This window comes from Methylocaldum gracile (assembly GCF_053646815.1).
The window spans coordinates 2,766,896-2,789,953 of record NZ_CM132196.1; the positions used below are offsets into that span (position 1 = coordinate 2,766,896).

The following is a 23,058-nucleotide window of genomic DNA, read 5'->3' on the forward strand; positions in this document are numbered from 1 at the left end:
TGTTCGGTGGTGGGGAAAGCTATTTGAGCCATTCGGCCTTGGCGGGATCGCCTTTGTAGATGTCGCGCAGCCAAGCCATGACTCGAAGCATTTCGTCGGCGTTCAGATTGGTACTCTGCGGCCCCATCATGCCTTGGGCACCGCCCCAGAGAACTTCGAACAAGCCGACATCGGTAGCGGCTCTCGGGTAAGTCCAGTAGTCGTCTCCCAGTCCCGGCCCCAGTTTGCCTTCGGCCTCGTGACCATGGCAGCCGGAGCAGGCGGTGAGATACAGGCTATGGCCTTTTTCGATGGCTTCCTTGTCGCCGTTGTAGGGGTTCTTGCCTGTTTCCTTGAATTTCTTGAAAGCGTCCGTATCGCCGCCTTTTTTACCGTATTCGAAATCCAGGGTCTCGCCGGTGACGGCGTGGCGAAAAGTGATTTCCGCACAGCTTTCGGCGGATACGAGGGCCACGCCCACGGCGAGCGCAGCGATACTGATTCGTAATTTCATGAAGCTTGTGTCCTCTTCGTTTTTTTATTCATTTAATTCGTGGCCGGCTGAAACCTGGCAGCGCCCAGGAATTCCGCTCACGGATTCCTGCCGCACATCCCTGTGCGGCACCCCCTAAGGGTGCCGCGTGTGCAAGTCAGCCTCGCTCCGCTACTCAGTGCTGCCTCGCCGATCGCCAGGCCGACTTGTCATGCGGCAGATCCCTCTGCCGCACCTTCCATGTACTCTGCGGACCAGCCGGCAGAACAGCCCTCGGGAAGAGGGGTTTGACGCGAACGGTCAGCCAAACTGAAAAACGGGAATGTTTTTCATTAGCCACCACTCGTCCGCCGCATCCGTGCTACGTCGATTTGCCTTTTTTGGCGATCTCCCTCGCAGCCGCTCCCGTTTCCTCCACGGGCAATAGCGGAACTCCCTCCGCGTTGAGCAGCGCGCGAATCTCCTTCTCGCGCTTCTTCAACACCCGGTTGATGTCCGCCAGCAAGGCTTCCTCACCTTTTCTCACGCCAACGGAGGTGGAATAGTGGTGCGGCACCTTTTCCCCGTCCGAGCGGGCCTGATGATCCGGGATCACTCGCATCTCCAGAGGTCTGTCCGCGTTTTTGACATAACGGGCAGCCTGGGGCCCCCAAAGCACCGCCAGGTCGGCGCTGCCGGACTCGACTTCCCGAACCAGTTTTTCGGGGTCGTAGCGAACATATTGGTTGCGGCGCGCCTTGAAACCAACCAGGGATTGCAGGTAGTTGAACTGGTCGTAATAGCGTCCGACCTTCTTGAGCATGGTCTCCGCGGGGGTATCCGGCATGAACGCGATACGTTCGGCCTTCTTCAGAAAGTCGCTGTCCCAATCGGCGACCTTTACTCCTTTTTCCTTGCGGTATATGAACACGTACCCGGAACGATAATACGGCTTCGACGTCGACATCCGCGGATCGTCCGTATCCACGCCGATAACGACATCGCACAAGCCCCGATCCAGCTGGTCCCGAATGAAGTACCGCGGATCTTGCCACCACACGTATTCCACCGGCCTTCCCAATTCCTTGCCGATCAGTTCCGCCAGCTTGTTTTCGAAGCCTTCGCCGTCCTTGTTTGAATAAGGCAGTTCGTTTTCCGCAGCACAAACTTTGAGGGGCTCTGCGGCCGCCTCAGGTCCGCTGCCGATATCGGCCAACAGCCAGGCGCAAATGACTATGCGTGTCAAACGCATGGGGTGATTTCCTCCCAATAAATAAAGAGTCGCTCGACGTAGGGCGGGTTAGACGCGCAGCCCCACCTTGCCATCCGGATTCCACGGCAGTCCGGCGCGTCGTAACCCGCCGGATGTCGCGGACGGCGGGTTACGCGAGTACGCTAACCCGCCCTACGACCATGCGGTACTTATAGCGAGAACACGAACAGCGCACCGCCCATCTGGGTGTGGTGAGCCAGCTCCTTGAACGCGCCTACCGCACCAAGACCAGCGGTCGGGTCCTTCAGGTCGAACACCAGACCGACACCAGGCCAGCCGCCGACGCCCGAGTAGATGGCGACGTACTGTCTGCCGTTGTGCTTATAAGTGATGGGATGGCCGATGACGCCGGAAGGAAGCTTGAACTTCCAGACCTCCTTGCCGTTGCGGGAATCCAGCGCCTTGATGTAGCCATCGAGCGTACCGTAGAACACCAGATTGCCGGCGGTCGCCAGGGTGCCTCCCCAGACGGCGAACTTCTCCGGAATTTCCCATTCCATCTTGCCGGTGACCGAGTTCATGGCCTTGACCTGACCCAAGGTGCCTTTCGGTCCCGGATACATATTGAGGGTCGCGCCCACGAAGAACTGGCCGGCACGGTAAGGCAGCATGAACGGTTCCCAATCCATGCAGATGTGGTTCACGCCCATGAAGAACAGTTTCTTTTCAGGGTCGTAGGATTCGATACCCTGGTTGTGGTAACCCATGGCCGAGGGGCAAATCCCTTTCGCTTCGTGGTCCATGCGGGTGGAGTATTCCGGATCGCGGATCGGCAAGCCAGTCTTGAGATCGACCTTTTTCACCCAATTCACGGTGTCGTCGATCTTGAAGGCGTTGACCAGATCGCCGGTTTCCCGGTTGAGGGTGTAGACGATGCCATTGCGGTCGGGATGGGTCAGAAGCGGCGTCATCTTGCCGTCCACTTCCTGCTCGGACAAGCCCATGTAATTGACACCGGCGTAATCCCATTCGTCGTGCGGCGTCTTCTGATAGCCGAACTTGGCCTTGCCGGTGTTGAGATCACGACCCCAAATGGTCATGGTCCACTTGTTGTCGCCGGGGCGCATGGTTTCGTTCCAGGGCGCCGGGTTGCCGGAACCGTAGTAGATCATGTCCAGCTTGGGATCATAGGCATACCAGCCCCAGTTGGTGCCGCCGCCGATCTTCCAGGCGTCGCCTTCCCAGGTTTGCTGGCCGAGCCCGAACTGGCCGTAGTGAGGGTTATGTACGTTGAACGACTTGTCCAACAGCAGATCTTCGTCGGAACCGGTGGCGTAGGCACGCCATTCCATCTTGCCGTCCTTGATGTTGTAGGCGGTCACGTAGCCGCGCACGCCCAGCTCGGCTCCGGCGGACCCGACCAGCACCTTGTCCTTGGCCACGAAGGGCGCGCCGGTCAGGGTGGAACCCATGGTGATGTCGGAGTTTTCCATCTTCCAGATTTCTTCGCCGGTCTTGGCGTTGAGGGCGACGACGTGGCCGTCCAACTGATTCAGGAAAATCTTGGCCGGACCGTGGTCGCCGGCGGGTACGTAGGCGAGGCCTCGGTTCACTACGTCGCAGCAGGCAACGGCGCGGGCCGCCGGATTCTGCTTCGGCTTGTATTGCCAGAGAATCTTGCCGGGATCGTTGAGATCGAGGGCGTATACGTTGTTGGGGAACGGCGTGTGGACGTACATGATGCCGTCCGCTACTAGGGGGGCACCCTCGTGACCATGCAGTGTGCCGGTGGAGAACGTCCACGCCACCTTGAGGTGATGGATGTTCTCTACATTGATTTGGTCCATCTCGGAGTAGTGGGTGGCGCTGTAATCCTTGGTCTGCATGACCCAGTTCTTCGGATCCTTAGCCATTTCGATGAGAGCGTCGTTTGCGGAGCCGGTGCCGGAGACGGCCAAAAGCCCGCCTGCCATCAGAGCGCCGCTGACGGCCGCCGCCAGTTTGCGTTTTTGCATGTTTTCTCCTCGCTGAATACTTGTTCGGACTGTCCTGAGACAGAGCGATCACGGATCGATGATCACGGCGGCGAATTTTGGAAGAATCGCATGGCGGGCTGTAGTGAAATAAGCCCGAATTGGGACAGGAAAAAATCAGGAAGAAATGCGATAGATCTCCCGCTCCCTTACGGGTTTCCGTTTTGTTAATCAGGCCCATAAATACCCTCCTGGTGTTTCGGGCCGCTGCCAAGGCCACGGGTACACGCCCGGCCTTGGCGCAGGCGGCTTGTCGCCGCGCCGGGCCATCCCTGCCCCGGATTAACCCGGCCTAATTTAGAGGCCGGGTTAATAAATCAAAAAACGGTACGATCTCGGGAAAAATTCCTTTTTTTTCAAGTATTGGTTCACGCTCTTGACAGGGTAATTCGTGTTCTCTAGCTTGATTCGATTCAAATTCCCGTTGAAAAAGATGAAGAGAGTTACCGAATTGCTAAAGAATGACGTTCATCCGTTTTGATTTACTCTCGAACGGGCTCGCTGGAGCCCGTTTTCGTTTCTATGAAAAGGCTGAAGATTCACAGCCGCGCCGATAAAAATCATGCACGAAAGCCTTAGCTTACGTTTTCGCCTGAACCTGATGATCGTGCTGACCATGCTGGCGATACTGGGCCTCGGCACTTTATTCGCCGTCCACAACGCCCGCCGATCGGTAGCAGAGGAAATCGATTCCACGGTCAATCTAGCCCTGCAACTGATCGAAGTCAGCTTGTCCGAAGGTCGAAACTCCACGGATGATTCGCTAGGCAATTGGTTCTCCCAGTTGAATAGACTGGACAAGACCCGGCACCTTCGCATTCAAGTCCGCCAAACCCCGGATCGAGTGGATGGAAGCACATTTGGACAGCCTCAGGCTGGCCCGAAGGGCGAATCCCAAGGACGGGGCGAGCACTCTCTCACCGACTCGGCGGCACGAGGGAATCCACGAACATCCGAAGTGCCCGGCTGGTTTGCCTGGGCCGTCAAGCCCGATTCCAGTTCCATCGTCGCCGAAAAACGGGTAGAAACCGACGGCAAGGATGTCATCAGCATTCTTATCGAAGCCAACCCGGAGGACGAAATTGCCGAAGCTTGGAACGAAGCTCTGGGCTTTTTGACGCTCATAGCGGTCCTGGCAGTGACGATCTATGCCCTGGTGCACATTACGGTAGGCAGGGCCTTCCGGTGCGTAGGCGTGATTCTCGACGGTCTGGAAGACATCGAGAGAGGCGATTACGGCAGGCGTCTGCCGAGCTTTTCCTTGCCTGAATTCGCGCGGATTTCTCGAGCGTTCAACCATATGGCCTCGACTTTGGAAAAGGCCCGCGACGAAAACCGCGCGCTCACTCAGCAGTCCTTGGCCATACAGGAGGAAGAACGGCGCTATCTGGCTCAGGAACTGCACGACGAGCTCGGACAATCTTTGAGCGCGATCAAGGTCATGGCAGCCTCGCTGCGCAAGCGGGACAGCCGCCCTCAGGATAATGAAGCCATCGAGTGCATCATGGGCGTTTGCGACCGGCTGTTCGGCGTCGTGCGCGGAATGATGCGCCGTCTGCGCCCTCTCATGCTGGACGAACTGGGGCTCATCGCCTCGTTGGAAGATCTGATCGAAAGCTGGCGGAGCCGCAATCCCGGCGTCAGTCTTCACTTCGATTGTGAAGACGATGTCGACGAACTCGCCGGTGCCGGGAAAATCCATCTGTTTCGTATCGTGCAGGAATGTCTTACGAACGTCGTTAAACACGCCGAAGCCGACGGCGTTTGGATAGAACTTCGACTGAAGGAAATGGACACCCGTTCTCGAAGCTGGATCCAGCTCAAAATCAGCGACAACGGATGCGGATTCGATCCGAACCAACCTAGGCGCGGCTTCGGATTGATCGGCATTCGTGAACGCGTCGCCAGCCTGGGCGGGCAATTCAGCCTGAACACCCGCTCCGGCGAAGGCGTATCGCTCGAAGTCTGCGTACCTTGCGGAGAAGCCTCCCGATGAATCCGAAAATCACCGTTATGCTGGTCGATGACCATGCCGTGGTCCGTGCGGGCTATCGCCTCCTGCTGTCTCAAAGCGAAAATATCGAGGTGATCTGCGAAGCCGAACGCGGCGAGGAAGCCTGCCAATACTATTCCGAGTCGCAACCCAATGTGATCGTCATGGACCTCAGCCTGCCGGGGATAGGCGGGCTTGCCTCGATCCGCCGCATTTCCGGTCGCGATCCCGGAGCCAAAATACTCGTGTTCAGCATCCATGACGAACTGGTTTATGTCCTTAGGGCCTTGGAGGCCGGCGCCAAGGGCTACATCACCAAGAGCAGCGCTCCGGAGACCTTGGTCGAGGCCGTTAAGAAAGTGGCCGGGGGCGAAACTTATGTGGAACCGGAAATCGCTCAGAAACTATTGGTTCAAACCATCACCGGAAAAGACGCTTCCACCGATTTGAACTCGCTTTCCGCCCGCGAATTCGACGTGTTTTGTCTGTTGGCCAAAGGTTATACGACCCGAGAGGTCGCTGACGAACTCCGCCTCAGCTATAAAACCGTCGGCAATTACACCACTCTGATCAAGAACAAGCTCAATGTGAGCACCACCGCGGAAATGGCTCGCCTCGCCTATCAATACGGCCTCTTGAAGGCTTAAACGTCGGGAATTTTTCCCATATTCCATCCGGTTAAACTCCCTTACCATTCCCTGTTCTGCTGAATGTGTGGGGGTTTTTATGTTTATAAGAAGAATATGTCACACGGGAACCTCTCTGCTGGTCCTCGTGAGTACGGAGATTGCCGTTGCCGCGGAAAACGACGACGGCAGCGTAAATCTGGGTACGGTCGAAATTGTGGGCGAAACGCCGCTGATGGTCTCGGGCGTACCGGCGGAGAAAATTCCGTCGCCGGTGCAGACGGCCACGTCCAAGCAACTCGATGACTATCAGAGCTTTTCGCTCGCGGATTACATGCGTTGGAACTTCGCCAGCGTCAACGTCAACGATGCCCAAAACAACCCGTTCCAGCCCGATGTTCAATTCAGGGGGTTTACCGCATCGCCGCTGCTGGGATTACCCCAGGGCTTATCGGTCTATGTCAACGGCATTCGTTTCAACGAACCGTTCGGCGATACCGTCAACTGGGACTTGATCCCCGAAGGCGCCATCGAACGAATGACGCTGCACTCGGGCTCGAATCCGGTTTACGGCCTGAACAGCCTGGGTGGGGCTATTTCCATGCGCACCAAGACCGGTTTCAGTGCACCGGGCCACACGCTCGAGGTGGCAGGCGGCTCCTGGGGACGGCACTGGCAGGAAATTACCAGCGGATGGAATAACGGCACCGTCGGCTATTTCGTCGATCTCAAGAGCTTCTATGAAGACGGCTGGCGCGATAACTCGCCCACCGACGTCAAGCAGGGATTCGGAACGTTTAGCTGGCAAAACGAACGGTCCAAGTTGAACCTCACCCTGGCTTCCAACAATAACCGATTGATTGGCAACGGTGCTTTGCCGCTTCAACTGGCCAAGCAAGATCCGGAAGCAATTTTCACCCATCCGGACCGTACCATCACCCGATTGTTCCTGGCGTCCTTGGACGGCAGCACCTGGCTTACCGATCACTTCGAGCTGTCGGGTAACGCTTATTTCCGGCAAAACCGGATCAAGACGTTCAATGGCGACGATTCCGATTTCGAGGAATGCGAGGACGAGGCCAACGAAGGTTTCCTTTGCGAGGAGGAAGGCGACGAAGAAGAGATCGTCGAAGATGTCAACGGCGGTAACATCTTGGCCAGCGACGCCGTCGAGGGCGCGACCAACAACACCAGCCAAACCAACCAGCGCAGTTACGGCGGCAGCTTGCAGGGCGCTTTCGAGCACGAGATGTTCGGCATGCATAACCGTATCGTCGCCGGCGGAAGTTATGACGAAGGACGCATTCATTTCAGCTCGGATACGGAGCTTGCTTCTCTCACCGACGACCGAGGCACCATAGGCAGCGGAGTTCTGGTGGGCGAATCGCGGGTGAGAGTCCACGCCCATGTTCGTCACCACGGAATTTATTTCAGCGACACCTTGTCGGTCACCGACAAACTGGCGGTGACGGCAGCGGGCCGTTACAACCTGTCTTTCGTCCGGCTCGACGATCAGTACGGCGAGGACTTGAACGGCTTTCACAAGTTCGAACGGTTCAACCCCTCGGCCGGACTGACCTATGCCTTCCTACCGGAATTCACCGCTTACGGCAGCTATAGCGAATCGAACCGGGCACCGACTCCGGTTGAGCTGACCTGCGCCAATCCGGAAGCCCCTTGCAAGCTACCGAATGCGTTTCTTGCCGACCCGCCGCTGGATCAGGTGGTGGCCAAAACTTGGGAAGCCGGTTTCCGGGGCGAATTCGCTCGACTGTGGGGCGGAAATATCAACTGGAACGCTGGCCTGTTCCAAACTGAAAACCACGACGACATTCTTTTCATCAGCAGCGGCAATCTCACCAATCAGGGTTACTTCGACAACGTCGGGACCACCCGGCGCCGGGGTATCGAACTTGGGCTTTCCGGGGCATTCGAGCGGGTGCGGTTCGGAATCAATTACACACTGCTCGATGCCACCTTCCGTACGCCATTTCTTGCTAGCAGCCCGAATAACCCGTCCGCTGATGATAACGGCCAGATCCAGGTGGAAAAAGGCGACCGCGTCCCCGGCCTTCCGAAGCACATGCTGAAAGTCTCGACGGACGTGGAGGTCGTTAAAGGACTGACCGTGGGCGTAAACATGATTTACAACAGCGGTCAGTACTTCCGTGGCGACGAAGCCAATCTAAACAAGCCGCTTGAGGAATATGCCGTGTTCAACCTACATGGCGAATACCGTTTCAACAAGCACGTGGCATTATTCAGCCGTATCGACAACCTGTTCGACAAACGGTACTACACTTTCGGACTATATGGCGAAGCTGACGAAGTGCTTGGTGATAGCTTTACCGATCCACGTTTCGTGGGCATCGGCTCTCCGAGGGCTGGTTGGGTCGGGCTTAAGCTGTCCCTATGAGTTCGGCGTTTACCATCCGCTGTTTTACATATTGTTTTCCGGACGGTAATAACCGGGCCCTATTTAATTCATAAGAATGTCTTATGACAAAGGCGAGTATAAGTCTGTATACTTTATACCAACCTCAATAGAACTTGGTGTGATTTAGTTCGAAACTTCGATTGAGTCCGGCCGAAAGTTCTCCTCCTCTTGGCGACCCTAGTGGTCGCTTTTTTTTGCCCGATGGCAGGCAAAAAAAAGCCCGCAGTACGCGGGCAATATCATTATTATTGTTGTTGTAGCGTAACGCGTCGGCCACTAGCGGCGACGCATCTTGTTAGTGCTTTTATAGTAGTTATATCGCCCCCTAAGGGGTCTTTCCTCCTCTTTGACGACTCTATGTTTTCGCGCTTCCTCCGTAAAGCTGCGGCACAGTCTAAAGAAAAAATTTTGTGTGTCCACACTTTTTTACCCGTCCCTTGATCTATGAACACCCTCACAATTTTTTCTTTAAAAATCTGAAACCTATTTGTATTCGAATAGAAGTATCTTCTAATGCCCAAGCAAATTACTAAGGATTTAAGTATCGCTGAGTATCCGCAATGTTTCCAAAAATGATCAGGTCGGTACAGTTCGCGTCCAACACACAAATCTCATTTTGAGACATGCGAGATGAGGTGCTATCGGATGGCGCCCCTCGGTAACCGGGGATGGGATTATGGATACGACCGCCAAAAACGGCTCAAGGAGTTCCCCCAGTGGCCCCACGCGCGAGATCCATCCCTTCCATCCAGGTCCGGACCGCCGCTATGGCGTCGTCGGCCAGATCCGCCAAGGACACTACCGCGCCTGCGGCATCGGCGCTAGGCGAGATCTTGTCGAGTTCGAAGGTCCGTTCGGCCAGAAGCTTCTTACTGCTGCGATCGTAAGCCGACGCGCGAAAGCGAATCAGCGCCTTGGCGTGGTCGGGGCGGTCGAAAATCTGCTCGAACTCCTGAAGTTCGATTCGAACCCGTAGTGGTCCGCCATCGCCCGAAAGTTCAAAGCGCAGTTCCAGAAGTTCAGGCGGAGGCGCGATCCAGCGGTCCAAAGTGTAAACTCCAACCCGTGTGGCATCCGAATACACGAGACGATAACGAATTCGGTCGTCTTTCAACCACTCCGGAGCGGTCACGTCCACTTTGGACCAAGGTGCCGGCAGACGGTCCGAACCGTGCGGCAGCGGTCCCAGATCATGAAGCCTAGGCGGAGGTGATTTTTCAGGCGTGAAGGTACAACCCGAGGCGATCAAGATCACAAGAAACAGCTTTGCGAAAAGAAATCTCTTCATTTCGGCTCCTGAAAGCCCGGCTCTCCCGGTCCAGGCACTTGCTTGGGCGGCCCGAGCAACAGGATCCGCGGGTCATCTCTCAGCATATCGGACAGATGTCGAACGTTGACGGCGATCGAACGGGTCTCGTCGAGCAATGCGTTTACCTTAGGCAGAGTGGATTGCACCACCACATCTCCCGCCGAGCTACCGGCGGTGATCAAGTCTTCCGTGTTCCTGGCGAGCCCTCGGATTTCCTTGACAGCGATTCCCAGGTCATCAGTCAGGCGCGTGATTCCCGCCATCATCCGCTGCGCCTCTCCGGTCAAAGCGGGCATTTCCGCCAGCATCTCGTCCATGCTTTCCTCTAATGTAGCCAATTGTTCGGCTGCGATCGCAACCGATTCCAGAATACGCTGAATCCGTTCGCGATTGCTTTCGTTCAGCACGCTGTTGAGCCGGTTCGCCAACACGCCGAGCTGGGAGAGGATGTCTTGCCCCGATTCGGTCAGCTTATCGAACAGCGAAGGCCGTAGCGGAATACGCGCGGGATTGTCGGGATCCGTAGGTAAAGGCTCCGGTTGTTCGCCGGTGTCGAACAGTTCCACCTGCGCCAGGCCGGTCAGCGCCTGAACGCGCAGCATGGCGTAGGTGCCATGGGTAATCGGCAGATCCTCATTCAACTCGACCCGGACGAGAATGTTCCGGCGGTCTTCAGGATCGAAACTGATGGATGACACTTTGCCGGCATTCACGCCGCGAAAAAGGACGGTCGACTCGGGATTGAGCCCCGAAACCGCTCCCTGGGTGACGACATAATAGCTCTTGTATTCTTCGCCGTAGTTCCCCAACCATAAGGCGGCGATGATCGACGCCGCACCCAAAATGATTACGAACAATCCGGTCAGGAATGCATAGGTTTCTCTACCCATATCAACCGATCCGCTCGAAAACGCGGTGACCGCGCTTTCCATGAAAATAATGCCGGGCAAAAGGATGTTCGGAAGCCAACGCATCCTCAACCGGACCACACACGACTAGCTGCTGATCGGCCAGTACGCCGACCTTCGTGCATAAATCTTTTACCGTGTCCAAATCGTGCGTCACCATGACCACCGTAAAGCCGAGTTCCCGATGCAGCCCGCTCAGTAGATCGACAAACTCTTCGCTCAGCACGGGATCGAGCCCCGAGGTCGGCTCATCGAGAAACAGCAATTCAGGCTCCATCACCAGCGCCCGCGCCAAGGCGACCCGCTTGATCATGCCGCCGGACAGTTCGGATGGCATCAACAAACCGGCGTTTTCGGTCAACCCCACCATAGTAAGCTTCATACGTACCAAATGGCCGATGAGTTCTTCATCGAAAAGACCGAATTCACGCAATGGGAATGCGATGTTATCGAAAACGCTCAGGGCACTGAATAAAGCTCCTCCCTGAAAAAGCACGCCGCAACGGTTGCGGAGCCGCTGGTGACGATCGGCCGCGGCGTCCTGCAGACACTCGCCGAAGAGGTAGACTTTGCCACGGGTCGGCTCCTGGAGTCCGATCATTTCCCGCATCAGCACCGTCTTGCCGCTCCCAGAGCCGCCGACCAATCCGAAGATTTCCCCCTTGCCCAGCGTCAGGCTGATGTCCCGATGCACCACGTTTTTTCCGAAACAGGTCCAAATCCGTTCCATTCGGATGACGGGATCGCTCATGATTACAGCCCTACCCCGCGGAACAGGATTGCGAAAACAGCGTCTATCAAGATTACTAGAGTAATTGATGCGACCACCGAGCGGGTGGTTTCATTGCCCAAACTCTCGGTGTTCGGTTCTATGCGTAAGCCGAAATGACAAGCCAAGAGTGCGATGAACAGCCCGAACACCGCTCCCTTGCCGAACCCGATCGTGAAATTGGCCGCCGGTACCGCATCAGGTAATTTCATGAAGAATTGATAATAACCAACTCCCAGTTCGAAATGCGCGGCGATCGCTCCGCCGATCAATGCGATCGCATCGGTCCAAACGACCAGGAGCGGCAAGGCAACCATCAGGGCGACGACTTTTGGAAAAATAAGGCGTAGCGAACGGGAAATACCTAGCGCTTCGAGCGCATCCAATTCCTGAGTGACTCGCATCACACCGATACGCGCGGTCATGGCCGATCCCGAGCGTCCCGCCACGAGAATGGCCGCAAGCAGTGGACCGAGTTCTCGGATAATGCTCAGCCCGAGTATGTTGACGATGTAGATTTGAGCGCCGAAGGTTTGTAATTGCAGGGACGAGAGGTAGCTAACCACGATTCCGATGAGAAACCCGACCAAAGCGGTAATGCCCAACGCACGTCCCCCGGTCTCATGAATCGCCGCCGAGATTTCCCGCCACGGCACGTCCCGAGGATGGCGCAGCACATGCCCCACATCCAAGATCAATTGTCCGAGTATCGAGACAAGCGCCCTTAAATGTTCGGTTCCAACGGAAAAGAAGCTTCGAACGCGCTCGCCGACCGGTTTCGCATGCCGGACTATCGGCCCGAAGGAGGTTGCAGACCAGTTCTGCAACCGGATGAACGTAGACTCCTGCTCGGGGCGCAAATAGACCTTGCCTGGCAACTGCCCACCCCAGGCTCGCCAAAGCAAAAATGCCCCCGCACTGTCCAAGGCGGCAACTTCGCGGATGTCCCACTCGCTTGCTTCATCGCGGGCATAGACCTGAAGCTGTTCGCGAAGACGCGCCCCCTCCGCCGACAGGCCGCGCAAATTCCAGCCCCCCTTCAGCACGAGAATATAACGGCCGGATACTGTCCTTTTTTCGATAGACGGCGTGAATGACTCACCGGGCGACTGCTTTACCATGCCGGGTATTCAATCGCCTTTAGTGCCTACGCACAAGGCCGCAGCCTAATCGACATCGCTGCGGGTTTGGTCTCGGAGACGCTCGTCAGTGTCCGGCCGGCCGTGCCGGTCTGTCGCCGAATACCCGCATCAAACTTGCGATAGTGGCGAGCGTCGCGAGATAAAACAGGATTTGCACGCCGTCCGGACGGGACACGTAACCCAACAGAGTATGCAAGACTTGACCGATCAAACTGTCTTCGGACAACCAATTGGAGGTATTCCACACCTCGTGACCCAAAGGCGGAAGCAGATCGGCCTGCACCAGATAGGCCGCTCCCTGAGAAGCCAGGCCGGCGGCCAAAAATAAAATAAGCCAACTGGTAACCTTGAATAGATAACGCGTAGGAATACGAAGCAAACCATAATACATCGCCAAGCCCACGGCTGTGCCGAGCGAAATGCCGACGACTCCGCCCGTCAGCATCGATCCCGTATGGCTTCCGTCTGCTGACGCGATCCCATATAAAAAGAGAACGACCTCCGAGCCTTCCCGTAGCACCGCGAGCCCCACTACGACTGCCAGAGCATAGAGCGGCCGGTCGCCCGACAGCACGGCTTTTCCGACCTGGCTCATCGCCTGGGCGAGCTCTCGCCCGTGACGCTGCATCCAGATATTGTGCCAACCGAGCATCGCGACCGCGGTAAACAACACGGCCGCGTTGAAAAGATCCTGCCCGACACCCGATGCCGCTTCCGCGAGGGTATCGGCAAAACCCGCAACCACGCAGGCGCCTATAAGCCCGCCTCCGACGCCGCTCCATATCCACCAACTGCGAGCGGCAACGCCGCGGCTGGCCGCCATGACGATACTGATCACCAATGCGGCCTCGATGACCTCTCGGAATACGATGAGTGCAGTGGCTAACATGTTCTGACCAATACCGCTTTATTTTGCAACGATGTGCCCTTTGGCGGATTCCTCATGAAATTCGCCAAAAAAATCATACGTACCCGGATCAAGTGGACCGATCGATACGGTGACCTGACTCTTGCCTGGAATGATCTTTTCCCTCTTCAAGGATCGACTCTCGAATTCCTCCGGCGTCGGGTCTTCATTTTTCACGACCAGTTTGATCTTCTGGCCTGCAGGCACCTCGAGCTCTGCCGGTTCGAAACGATGCTCCTTAATGATCAGCGTATAGGTCTCAGCCGCCGAAACCGAGCCGCAAACCATCAAAAGTGCGCTTAAAACGACAAACCGGCCCGAGTAAGTCCTGTTCTGCATGATGTTCGGTCCTCTCAAGTTCGAAGAAGTAAGTCAACCGCGCGATTGCTACGGTTTTTCAGAAAGCTAAATGATAATCCTTATCAATTGATTAGGCAAACCGGGTAGGCTGACTTTATGGGCCGGTTTGGATTGGAAAAATGACCGAAGCGTCGATAGCGTTTCTTTCGATCGGCCTCTTTTACTCGCGGATTTCCGTTCGGCATCCTTCAAATTTTACTTGCCCGCATGATGAGGCCGTGATAGGTAGGCAATCACGGGATGTGGCATCAGGCACGCATCCCGGAAGCCAACTATTTTTGAAGTCACACCATGCCCCGTTATATCGCCGTCATCGATCAAGGCACCAGCAGTACTCGGTGCATTCTCTTCGATCACACCGGACGTGCGGGAGCGATGGCTCAAGCCGAGCACCGGCAGTTCTACCCTAGGCCCGGCTGGGTTGAACACGATCCGCTGGAAATCTGGCGAAACGCCCAAGCGGTGGTCGTAGAGGCCTTGCGAAAAGCGGAAGTCGAAGCCGATGAAATCGTAGCTCTCGGAGTGACTAATCAGCGCGAAACGCTTGTCGTCTGGGATAAAATCACCGGGAAACCGGTATATCCCGCCATCGTTTGGCAAGATACGCGCAGCGCCGAAATTTGCGAGCGGCTTGCCATCGAAGGCGGACAGGATAGATTTCGCGCAAGAACCGGACTGCCGATCGCCACCTATTTTTCGGGGCCCAAACTTCAATGGCTGTTGGATAACGTAGAAGAGGCCAGGATTCAGGCCGAACGCGGCGAGTTGCTGTGCGGCACGATCGACAGCTGGCTGGTTTGGAGCCTAACCGGCGGTAAGGAGGGCGGCGCACATGTCACCGACGTAAGCAACGCCTCGCGCACGCTGTTGATGAATCTTGAAACCCTGGCATGGGACGAAGAACTGCTCGCCGCCATGAATATACCCGCTTCCATCCTGCCGACGATCCGTTCTTCATCCGAAATTTACGGCGTCGCCCAAGGGGCACTCGCCGGCGTTCCGGTCGCGGGTATTTTAGGCGATCAACAAGCCGCCTTATTCGGGCAAACCTGTTTCGCCGAGGGGGAAGCAAAAAACACCTATGGAACCGGATGCTTCATGCTTCTGAACACCGGCCTTAAGCCGGTGCAATCCCGCCATGGGCTCATCACGACAGTAGCGTACCAACTCGGCGGCGCAGCTCCAATCTTCGCGCTTGAAGGCTCGATAGCGGTCACGGGAGCTCTCGTGCAGTGGCTCAGGGATAATCTGGAGCTCATTCGGACCTCCGCGGAAGTCGAGTCGCTGGCCAATACCGTCGAGGACAACGGCGGCATCTATATCGTCCCGGCTTTCTCCGGCCTATTCGCGCCCTACTGGCGCAGCGACGCACGGGGAATCGTAATCGGGCTGACCCGCTACGTGAACAAGGGCCACTTTGCCCGAGCCGCACTGGAGGCCACGGCCTATCAGACCCGCGACATCGTTGACGCGATGCGGCAGGAGACGGGCCTGAATCTGGATGCTCTCAAAGCGGACGGCGGCATGGTCGTCAACGAGACCCTCATGCAATTCCAATCCGACATACTCGGCACTCCGGTTATTCGCCCCATCGTGACCGAAACGACGGCACTCGGAGCAGCGTACGCAGCCGGTCTCGCTGTTGGCTTTTGGACCGACATCAAGGAACTGCGCGACTTATGGCGAAAAGACAAGGAATGGCAACCGCGAATGACGGCCGAGACTCGGGAGCGGCTCTATGCCGGCTGGAGCAAGGCGGTCGAACGAACCTTCGGTTGGCTCGACTGAACGAAAACATTTTCATTGCGGGCTTCCGCCTCGGCAGTCCTGGTCTTTCTCGACGGAGCTGCGGTGTTCAGCCTCCGTTCAGGAAACCGGAACAATACTAATCGCGCCTTCTCAGAAAAGGAGCGAATGCCGTGAACAAGCTAAGAAATAGGTTAATGGTGCTGGCCTTTACGATTGCGCTAACGGGCTGTGCGTCTACCGGATATCACAACCATGGCGATTATGCGTATCGCAATACGGTCACCGGTGCCGCAATCGGTGCTGCCGGCGGCGCATTGCTAGGACATGCCGCCGACGATGGCGGACGAGGTGCGCTCGTGGGCGGCGCGGTCGGGGCCGTCGTCGGCGGAGCAGCTGGCTATTACATGGACCAGAAGAAAAAACGCGAGTCTTACTACAACCGTCAGCCCGGTTACAGCAGTTACAACGATGGGTACCGCCCCTCTCCGTATGGCGAACAGCAGCCCCGCACTTATCCGTACCCGTACTGAGCCGCAGCGATAATCACTGCCGAAGCGGCAAAAAACTACGCCCACGAAAAGTTTATGATCGCTCCGCCTTCTCTGCTTGCATGGATAGCGCCCGGTCTACCGAGACCGGGGCATCCTGGAGCGGCGACCGGCTTGGCCGACGACTGGCGCGGCCGCTCGCCGCTTAAACGGCAATCGCCGAGTCTCGGTCTTTTATCGGTCGCCTATTTCTCCTGATAAATGACTTTCGGCTCAAAGTGATAGGCTGGATATCGAGGATCCGGTTGCGGGCTCTCCTCCGGAACTTTTTTTGCCGCCTCTTCGGATGCCGGTATGATCACTTTCGGTTCGAAGTAAGCGGCTGGGTATCTCGAATCCGGCTCCGGACTTTCTGCTTTCGATGAATCACCCGTTGCTCCTTCGGGCGCCGAAATGATCACTTTCGGCTCGAAATCATAGGCCGGATACCGTGGGTCGTCGCCAGCCCAACCTACCGAAGAAACCGCCAACAAAAATCCGCCGAAGATAATTGCATTTCTCACGATGCTCACCCCTGTGCCGTCAAGCTGACCTCTTATCACAACAAACTGATCTAGCATGGCTCATTAAAGTATCCCAAATTCTTTAATCCTGCTGTTGCCATGTCAACGCGTTTCCCGAAACGGCGGGACCGCAACATTAGAATCGCCTCAAACCGCTGAAAAAGCCACATCTTGGTGCAATGTCTTTTCGATTTGCACCTCTCGGGAAAGAAATCGAAATTTCGACCATCGTTTTGATGGATTTTCGAGTGAATTAACGCCCCCGATCAATGGCATGAGTTCTGCTTAAAGATGAATAAGCGTGATTTTCTACTGGCAAAGGCATTTCCAAAACGCGGAGTGACCGTGACCAGTCAGAAGTTGGCTTCACCATCGTTGCAGTGAGGGACACTCATGAAAACATCGCTAAGAGTTTTTCTGGAACGCTTTCTAACCGTCTTCATGCTCTGGGGGTGCGGCTGGAAACGGCGAAGGCAATCCGGCAGCGAAAGTTATCGAATCGAATGGCAAGACCCGATGACCGGGCAATGGTACGGCGAACGAAATGCGATGAAGCTTCTTAAAGTGTACGCGCTGGCGGAATATGGCAAGACGAACTTCAAAACCGACCATTATCGCGCCTATTTTTGACATCGAATCCCATTACCTACCTCCTCTCTAAGCTGCTTGAAAAGGCAGCTTTATTTTTTGCTCCATTCACCAAGCAATGAACAGTATGAAAAGCGCCCCCAGCTCGATAAGCGGAGCTGTACCGCATTGTCTCGGCCGATCAACCTGCGTCCGTTCTGTTTAAACAGCCCCGCAGGAATAATTTCACCACTTGCTCTGTCCAATGCTCGACCTCATCTTCGGTAGGAGCGCTCTCCAAGCCTAGTTGTTGTCGCTGAAAGCGCTCGCCGCGGAGTGCGTTGACAAACTGTCCGGCTAAAAATGCCGGATCCATGGCGACCACATGACCTGCTTGCTGATGCATGCCGAAAAACTTCGCGAGCCGATCCAGCGTCCGCTGCGGTCCCTGCTCATAAAATTCCGCCGCAAGCTCCGGAAACTGATGCGCCTCGGCGATCAATTGCGCACGCAAGCGAATGATTTCCGGACGGGAAAGCCGAAAAAGAAAATGCTTTCCGAACACGATCAGTGTTTCCTCCAACGGTTTGGCCAAGGCTTGGTCTAACGGCAACGTCGCCACCAACAGATCGCTATAGTGGCGAATGACCGCCCCGAATAAATCTGCCTTACCGCCAAAATATCGATAAATGGTGCGGAGAGACACGCGAGCCTCGCGGGCGATAGTTTCCAGGCTTACATTGCCGTAGCCTCGCTCTACAAATAGTCGAAGTGCATGATCCAGAAGTTGATCGCGGCGGATGGCAGATTCACCCTTCCTTGGTCGGCCTATTCGATTCATTATCGTTACTTTTCACTTTAATAGATGGACACAGTCGTCCAGTTTAGCGAGAATAATGAAACGATATCTTACCCTTTCTTTTCGTGCCGTGTCGCTACTCCCGATTGCTCCCTCTTAATACTCCAAACTTATGCTAGTTTCGTTTGCAGCCGCTAGAGCATGCCGTTCGTCACACCGATCTTACAGATCTCGATTCCTGATGCCTCCCGACACTACTTTTCGCCGCATCGCGCTGTGGCTCCTCCTTTGCGTAGCGCTGATCGTACAGCTCTTCGGCTGTAGCAAACGCTCCGAAAACCAAGCAGCCGAGAGCCAAATGCCGCCGGTGAAAGTCAAAATCGCCCAACCGCTACAAAAGGAAGTCTTGGAATGGGACGAGTACACCGGGCGCATAGAAGCGATGGAAACCGTGGAAGTCCGTGCGAGAGTCGACGGCTATCTGGACAAAGTGAACTTCAAGGCCGGCGACAAGGTAAAAAAGGGCGATTTATTGTTTGTCATCGATCCGCGACCTTATCGGGCCGAGCTGAACCGGACGGAGGGAGAACTCGAACGGGCCAAGGCTCGGCTCGAACTGGCCAAGAACGACTTGCAGCGGGCGGAGCATCTAAGGCGGGCCAAGGCCATCTCAGAAGAGGAATACGACGCCCGCAGCAAGGGCCAACGTGAAGCCATCGCCGCCGTTCGTGCGGCCGAGGCGGCTGCTCAGACAGCCAGGTTGAACCTGGAATTCACCGAAGTGCGAGCGCCTATCAGCGGACGAATCGCACGCGAGCTTGTCACCCCGGGCAACTTGGTCAGCGGCGGCGGCGGCGGCGGGACTTTGCTGACGATCATTGTATCCATCGATCCGGTTTACGTTTATGTCGACGCAGACGAACGGGCGGTTCTTAAATACAGGCGCTTGGCCGAAGCCGGGAAGCGGACGAGCGCTCGCGAAACTCGAATTCCAGCGAAATTGGCCCTGCTCGACGAGTCCGAATTTCCTCATCAGGGTTACATCGATTACATCGAGCCGCGCATGGATCCGAGCACCGGAACCTTGCGCGCCAGAGGCGTTTTCAGCAATCCCAATGAACTCCTGAGCCCCGGATTCTTCGCTCGGCTTCGCGTGCCCGGAAGCCCACCTTATCAAGGCCTTCTGGTTCCCGACAGAGCCATCGGCACCGATCAAGGCCAGAAGTTCGTCTGGATCGCGAAAGACGATGGCTCGACCGAATACCGTCGGATCGTACCGGGCACTGCCGCCGGCCAGATGCGGGTGATATCGGAAGGTTTACAGCCTGGCGAGTGGGTAATCATCGAAGGCATTCAAAAAATACGTCCCGGCACCAAAATTGAGGCGGAGCGAGTCACGCTTTCAGAGACCGACGGTACTTAATCGGAGACACGGCGTCCGGCCATGACGAGATTTACTCACTTTTTCATCGACCGCCCTATCTTCGCGTCGGTTCTTTCGATTCTCATCGTTCTCGTCGGAGGGCTGGCGTCGCTTGCGCTGCCCATCGCCCAATACCCCGAGATCGCACCGCCCAACGTCGTCGTGCGCGCGACCTATCCGGGCGCCAATGCGAAAGTGCTGGCCGAAACGGTGGCGACTCCCATCGAACAGGAGGTCAACGGCGTCGAGGACATGCTGTACATGTCGTCCCAGTCCACCAACGACGGCGTGATGCAGTTGACCATCACGTTCAAACCGGGCACCGATCTCGACAAATCGCAGGTGCTGGTCCAGAACCGGGTGGCTTTGGCCGAGCCGAGGCTGCCGGAAGAAGTGCGCCGGCAAGGCATCACCGTGCGCAAACGCAGTCCGGACTTGAGCCTGGTGGTGAACCTGATTTCCCCCGACGGGCGCTACGACAGCGTGTATCTCAGCAATTACGCGCTGCTGCAAATCCGGGATGTGCTGGCTCGCCTGCCCGGCGTAGGCGACATCGTGCTGTTCGGCGGCCGCGAATACAGCATGCGGATTTGGCTGGACCCGGAAAAGGTAGCCGCCCGCAATCTGACGTCCACCGACGTGGTACAGGCTATACGCGAGCAGAACATCCAAGTGGCAGCCGGTGTCGTCGGGCAACCGCCTACGCCGGGAGGAATCGAATTTCAGCTTACCGTTACCACCATGGGCCGGCTGACGGACGAAAGCCAGTTCGGCGACATCATCATCAAGACCGGAAAAGACGGCCAGGTGACACGACTCAAGGACGTGGCACGGATCGAACTGGGGGCTAAAGATTACAGTTCGTCGCTCAACCTCGACGGGAAAGCAACGGTAGGCGTGGCTATTTTCCAACTGCCGGGATCCAACGCGATCGAGACCAAGAAAGCGGTAGTGGAAGCCATGGAGAAGCTCAAGCAGCGCTTTCCGGAGGGGCTCGATTACCTGCTCGTCTATGACACCGTGGTGTTCGTCACCCAATCCATCGCTGCCGTCGTAGAGACCCTCTTCGAAGCCATTCTGCTGGTCGTCGTCGTCGTACTGATATTCCTACAGAATTGGCGGGCCACCATCATCCCGCTCCTGGCGGTACCGGTGTCGCTCATCGGCACCTTCGCGGTCATGGCGGCCATGGGACTCTCGCTGAACACGCTTTCTTTGTTCGGACTGGTTCTCGCCATCGGCATCGTGGTAGACGACGCCATCGTGGTGGTCGAGAACGTCGAACGGAACATCGCGCTCGGCCTCAGGGCACGGGAAGCGACCCGGCGCGCCATGGAAGAAGTCGTCGGTCCCATCATCGCAACCTCATTGGTGTTGGTTGCGGTGTTCGTGCCGACGGCCTTCATTACCGGCGTGTCCGGGGCTTTCTACAAGCAGTTCGCCCTGACCATTTCGGTGTCCACGGTCATTTCCACATTCAACTCGCTCACCTTGAGTCCGGCTCTCTGCGCCCTGCTTCTGGACCGGGCCCACGGTGACAAAGATTGGTTCACGCGCCTGTTCGACCGGCTCTTCGGCTGGTTTTTCCGCGGCTTCAACCGGATTTTCGGTGCCTTCAGCGAGGGCTATTCACGTCTGGTCGGCCGACTGATCCGCATCACAAGTGTGGTTCTGGTGCTCTATGTCGTGCTCAACGGACTCAATTTTCTGGCTTTCTCCAAGGTGCCGACCGGGTTCATCCCTCAACAGGATCAAGGCTATCTCATTCTGTACGCACAGCTCCCCGATGCCGCCTCGCTGGAACGTACCGACGCGGTGATCAAGCGCGCCACGGACATCATCCTGAAAACCGAGGGCATCTCGCATGTCAACGCATACGCTGGATATTCGGTGCTGGCCGGAGCCAGCCAGTCCAACGCCGGCACCATGTTCGCCCGTCTCGCCCCGTTCGACGACCGCGCCGGCCATCCGGAACTTTCCGCGGAAGCGATCATAAACAAGCTGCGCCAGAATCTCTCGGGGATAGAGGACGCTCATATCGCGGTGTTCTCGCCTCCGCCGGTTCGCGGCCTCAGTTCGGTGGGCGGCTTCAAGCTGCAAATCCAGGACCGCGCCAACGTCGGCCCGGACGAATTGCAACGTATCGCGAGCGAAGTCGTTGCCAAGGGCAACCAGCAACCCGGATTGGTCGGCTTATTTACGACATTCCGGTCCAGCGTGCCGCAAGTCTACGTGGACGTAAACCGGACTCAGGCCAAGTCGTATGATGTTCCTTTGGGCAGCGTCTTCGACACGCTCCAGATTTATCTCGGCTCGCTGTACGTCAACGATTTCAACCGGTTCGGCAGAACTTACCAGGTCACGGCGCAGGCCGATTCGCAGTTCAGACTGAGGCCTTCGGATATCGCCAATCTCAAGACCCGCAACCGGAACGGCGATATGGTTCCGCTGGGTACCCTGGTCGATATTCGCGAAACGGTGGGTCCGGACAAGGTGGCGCACTACAACATGTATCCGTCGGCGGAAATCAACGGCAGCACCTTGCCCGGCGTCAGTTCGGGCCAAGCCATCACCTTGATGGAAAAGGTGGTGAATCAAGAGCTCCCGCTCACCATGGGCTACGAATGGACCGAACTCAGCCTTCAGCAGATTCTCGCGGGCAATACCGCCATGATCATATTTCCGCTGAGCGTGATCTTCGTGTTTCTTGCCCTGGCTGCGCAGTACGAGAGCTGGTCGTTGCCCTTCGCCGTCATTCTCATCGTGCCCATGTGCCTCTTGAGCTCTATGGCCGGCGTATCGCTCCGCGGCATGGACAACAATATCTTCACTCAGGTTGGCTTTATCGTTCTGGTCGGATTGGCCAGCAAGAATGCGATCCTGATCGTCGAGTTCGCCCGTAATCTTCAAGATAAGGGCAGGGACCGCTATCAAGCCGCCATCGAAGCCGCGCGCCTCCGCCTTCGGCCCATTTTGATGACCTCCTTCGCCTTCATTCTCGGCGTATTCCCGCTGGTCATTTCCAGCGGCGCCGGTGCCGAATCACGGCGGATACTCGGCACCGCCGTCTTCAGCGGCATGCTGGGAGTCACGTTCTTCGGTCTGTTGCTGACTCCAGTGTTCTATGTCGTCATGCGGAGACTGGTCGAGCGCCGTCAGCGGCCATCGCCCGAACCTACCGATACCAAGACTCACTCCACGCCGAATAACAGTCCCTAATTTCGCAAAAAAATATGTCTATACCTTGCTCTTCCGTCCAGTCCGAGCGATTTGAAACGCGCGATCGTTTTTCGGGCGCGTCCGCGCGCAATGTCGTCCCGA

At 56.6% G+C, this 23,058-nt stretch carries 19 protein-coding genes; 8 read left to right on the forward strand and 11 right to left on the reverse strand.

Going from position 1 to position 23,058, the window contains the following annotated elements; translation table 11 throughout:
- Positions 1 to 19: 19 nt before the first annotated feature.
- From moxG to ACWJJK_RS12235, 3 genes are all read right to left on the reverse strand, one after another.
- Positions 20 to 493, reverse strand: a complete 474-nt coding sequence (gene moxG, locus ACWJJK_RS12225) for a cytochrome c(L), periplasmic (RefSeq protein WP_086133139.1) — start codon at positions 491 to 493, stop codon at positions 20 to 22.
- A 340-nt stretch (positions 494 to 833) separates the two neighbouring features.
- Positions 834 to 1,703: a methanol oxidation system protein MoxJ gene (gene moxJ, locus ACWJJK_RS12230; RefSeq protein ID WP_077729608.1), complete on the reverse strand. Its 870-nt coding sequence runs from the start codon at positions 1,701 to 1,703 to the stop codon at positions 834 to 836.
- A gap of 170 nt (positions 1,704 to 1,873) precedes the next feature.
- Entirely contained in the window at positions 1,874 to 3,679 is a 1,806-nt protein-coding gene (locus ACWJJK_RS12235; protein ID WP_077729610.1) for a methanol/ethanol family PQQ-dependent dehydrogenase, read from the reverse strand.
- A 580-nt stretch (positions 3,680 to 4,259) separates the two neighbouring features.
- Here ACWJJK_RS12235 and ACWJJK_RS12240 point away from each other — a divergent pair.
- The 3 genes from ACWJJK_RS12240 to ACWJJK_RS12250 all read left to right on the forward strand — a co-directional run bounded on the left by ACWJJK_RS12240 (position 4,260) and on the right by ACWJJK_RS12250 (position 8,732).
- The gene (locus tag ACWJJK_RS12240; protein WP_240502454.1) at positions 4,260 to 5,693 is read left to right on the forward strand and encodes an ATP-binding protein; all 1,434 of its coding nucleotides are present in this window, start codon (positions 4,260 to 4,262) and stop codon (positions 5,691 to 5,693) included.
- A complete protein-coding gene (locus ACWJJK_RS12245) occupies positions 5,690 to 6,337 on the forward strand; it encodes a response regulator (RefSeq protein ID WP_077729611.1) in 648 nt (215 codons plus the stop codon). The genes ACWJJK_RS12240 and ACWJJK_RS12245 overlap by 4 nt, the downstream gene beginning before the upstream one ends.
- Before the next feature lie 127 nt (positions 6,338 to 6,464).
- Positions 6,465 to 8,732 carry a TonB-dependent receptor gene (locus ACWJJK_RS12250; protein WP_454128118.1) on the forward strand — a complete coding sequence of 756 codons (2,268 nt, stop codon included), beginning with the start codon at positions 6,465 to 6,467 and terminating at the stop codon, positions 8,730 to 8,732.
- Positions 8,733 to 9,453: 721 nt separating this feature from the next.
- Here the strand turns inward: ACWJJK_RS12250 and ACWJJK_RS12255 are convergent.
- The 6 genes from ACWJJK_RS12255 to ACWJJK_RS12280 form a co-directional block, all read right to left on the reverse strand.
- Positions 9,454 to 10,041: an ABC-type transport auxiliary lipoprotein family protein gene (locus ACWJJK_RS12255; protein WP_086133137.1), complete on the reverse strand. Its 588-nt coding sequence runs from the start codon at positions 10,039 to 10,041 to the stop codon at positions 9,454 to 9,456.
- Complete coding sequence (locus ACWJJK_RS12260) at positions 10,038 to 10,952, reverse strand: MlaD family protein (RefSeq protein ID WP_077729613.1); 915 nt, start codon at positions 10,950 to 10,952, stop codon at positions 10,038 to 10,040. Before ACWJJK_RS12260 ends, ACWJJK_RS12255 begins: the two co-directional genes overlap by 4 nt.
- Position 10,953: 1 nt before the next feature.
- On the reverse strand, positions 10,954 to 11,721 hold the full coding sequence (locus ACWJJK_RS12265) for an ABC transporter ATP-binding protein (RefSeq protein WP_077729614.1): 768 nt from the start codon (positions 11,719 to 11,721) through the stop codon (positions 10,954 to 10,956).
- A gap of 2 nt (positions 11,722 to 11,723) precedes the next feature.
- Positions 11,724 to 12,860 (reverse strand): MlaE family ABC transporter permease, encoded by a 1,137-nt coding sequence (locus ACWJJK_RS12270; RefSeq protein ID WP_077729615.1) that lies wholly within the window; start codon positions 12,858 to 12,860, stop codon positions 11,724 to 11,726.
- 85 nt (positions 12,861 to 12,945) lie between these two features.
- Positions 12,946 to 13,770 (reverse strand): FTR1 family iron permease, encoded by an 825-nt coding sequence (locus ACWJJK_RS12275; RefSeq protein ID WP_077729616.1) that lies wholly within the window; start codon positions 13,768 to 13,770, stop codon positions 12,946 to 12,948.
- Between the two features lie 18 nt (positions 13,771 to 13,788).
- Positions 13,789 to 14,127: a cupredoxin domain-containing protein gene (locus tag ACWJJK_RS12280; protein WP_077729617.1), complete on the reverse strand. Its 339-nt coding sequence runs from the start codon at positions 14,125 to 14,127 to the stop codon at positions 13,789 to 13,791.
- A 312-nt stretch (positions 14,128 to 14,439) separates the two neighbouring features.
- Between ACWJJK_RS12280 and glpK the strand changes: the two genes are divergently transcribed.
- Both glpK and ACWJJK_RS12290 read left to right on the forward strand, forming a co-directional pair.
- A complete protein-coding gene (gene glpK, locus ACWJJK_RS12285; RefSeq protein ID WP_077729618.1) occupies positions 14,440 to 15,936 on the forward strand; it encodes a glycerol kinase GlpK in 1,497 nt (498 codons plus the stop codon).
- Between the two features lie 131 nt (positions 15,937 to 16,067).
- A complete protein-coding gene (locus tag ACWJJK_RS12290) occupies positions 16,068 to 16,427 on the forward strand; it encodes a YMGG-like glycine zipper-containing protein (RefSeq protein WP_205780713.1) in 360 nt (119 codons plus the stop codon).
- Between the two features lie 203 nt (positions 16,428 to 16,630).
- On the opposite strand, the gene ACWJJK_RS12295 is transcribed toward ACWJJK_RS12290, so the two are convergent.
- Complete coding sequence (locus tag ACWJJK_RS12295; protein WP_434112549.1) at positions 16,631 to 17,005, reverse strand: hypothetical protein; 375 nt, start codon at positions 17,003 to 17,005, stop codon at positions 16,631 to 16,633.
- Between the two features lie 336 nt (positions 17,006 to 17,341).
- Between ACWJJK_RS12295 and ACWJJK_RS12300 the strand changes: the two genes are divergently transcribed.
- Positions 17,342 to 17,578, forward strand: a complete 237-nt coding sequence (locus ACWJJK_RS12300) for a hypothetical protein (RefSeq protein ID WP_133715924.1) — start codon at positions 17,342 to 17,344, stop codon at positions 17,576 to 17,578.
- A 139-nt stretch (positions 17,579 to 17,717) separates the two neighbouring features.
- On the opposite strand, the gene ACWJJK_RS12305 is transcribed toward ACWJJK_RS12300, so the two are convergent.
- The gene (locus ACWJJK_RS12305; RefSeq protein WP_454128119.1) at positions 17,718 to 18,356 is read right to left on the reverse strand and encodes a TetR/AcrR family transcriptional regulator; all 639 of its coding nucleotides are present in this window, start codon (positions 18,354 to 18,356) and stop codon (positions 17,718 to 17,720) included.
- Positions 18,357 to 18,555: 199 nt separating this feature from the next.
- Between ACWJJK_RS12305 and ACWJJK_RS12310 the strand changes: the two genes are divergently transcribed.
- Both ACWJJK_RS12310 and ACWJJK_RS12315 read left to right on the forward strand, forming a co-directional pair.
- Positions 18,556 to 19,737 carry an efflux RND transporter periplasmic adaptor subunit gene (locus ACWJJK_RS12310; RefSeq protein WP_454128120.1) on the forward strand — a complete coding sequence of 394 codons (1,182 nt, stop codon included), beginning with the start codon at positions 18,556 to 18,558 and terminating at the stop codon, positions 19,735 to 19,737.
- 21 nt (positions 19,738 to 19,758) lie between these two features.
- Positions 19,759 to 22,956 (forward strand): multidrug efflux RND transporter permease subunit, encoded by a 3,198-nt coding sequence (locus tag ACWJJK_RS12315; RefSeq protein WP_133715921.1) that lies wholly within the window; start codon positions 19,759 to 19,761, stop codon positions 22,954 to 22,956.
- Positions 22,957 to 23,058 lie beyond the last annotated feature (102 nt).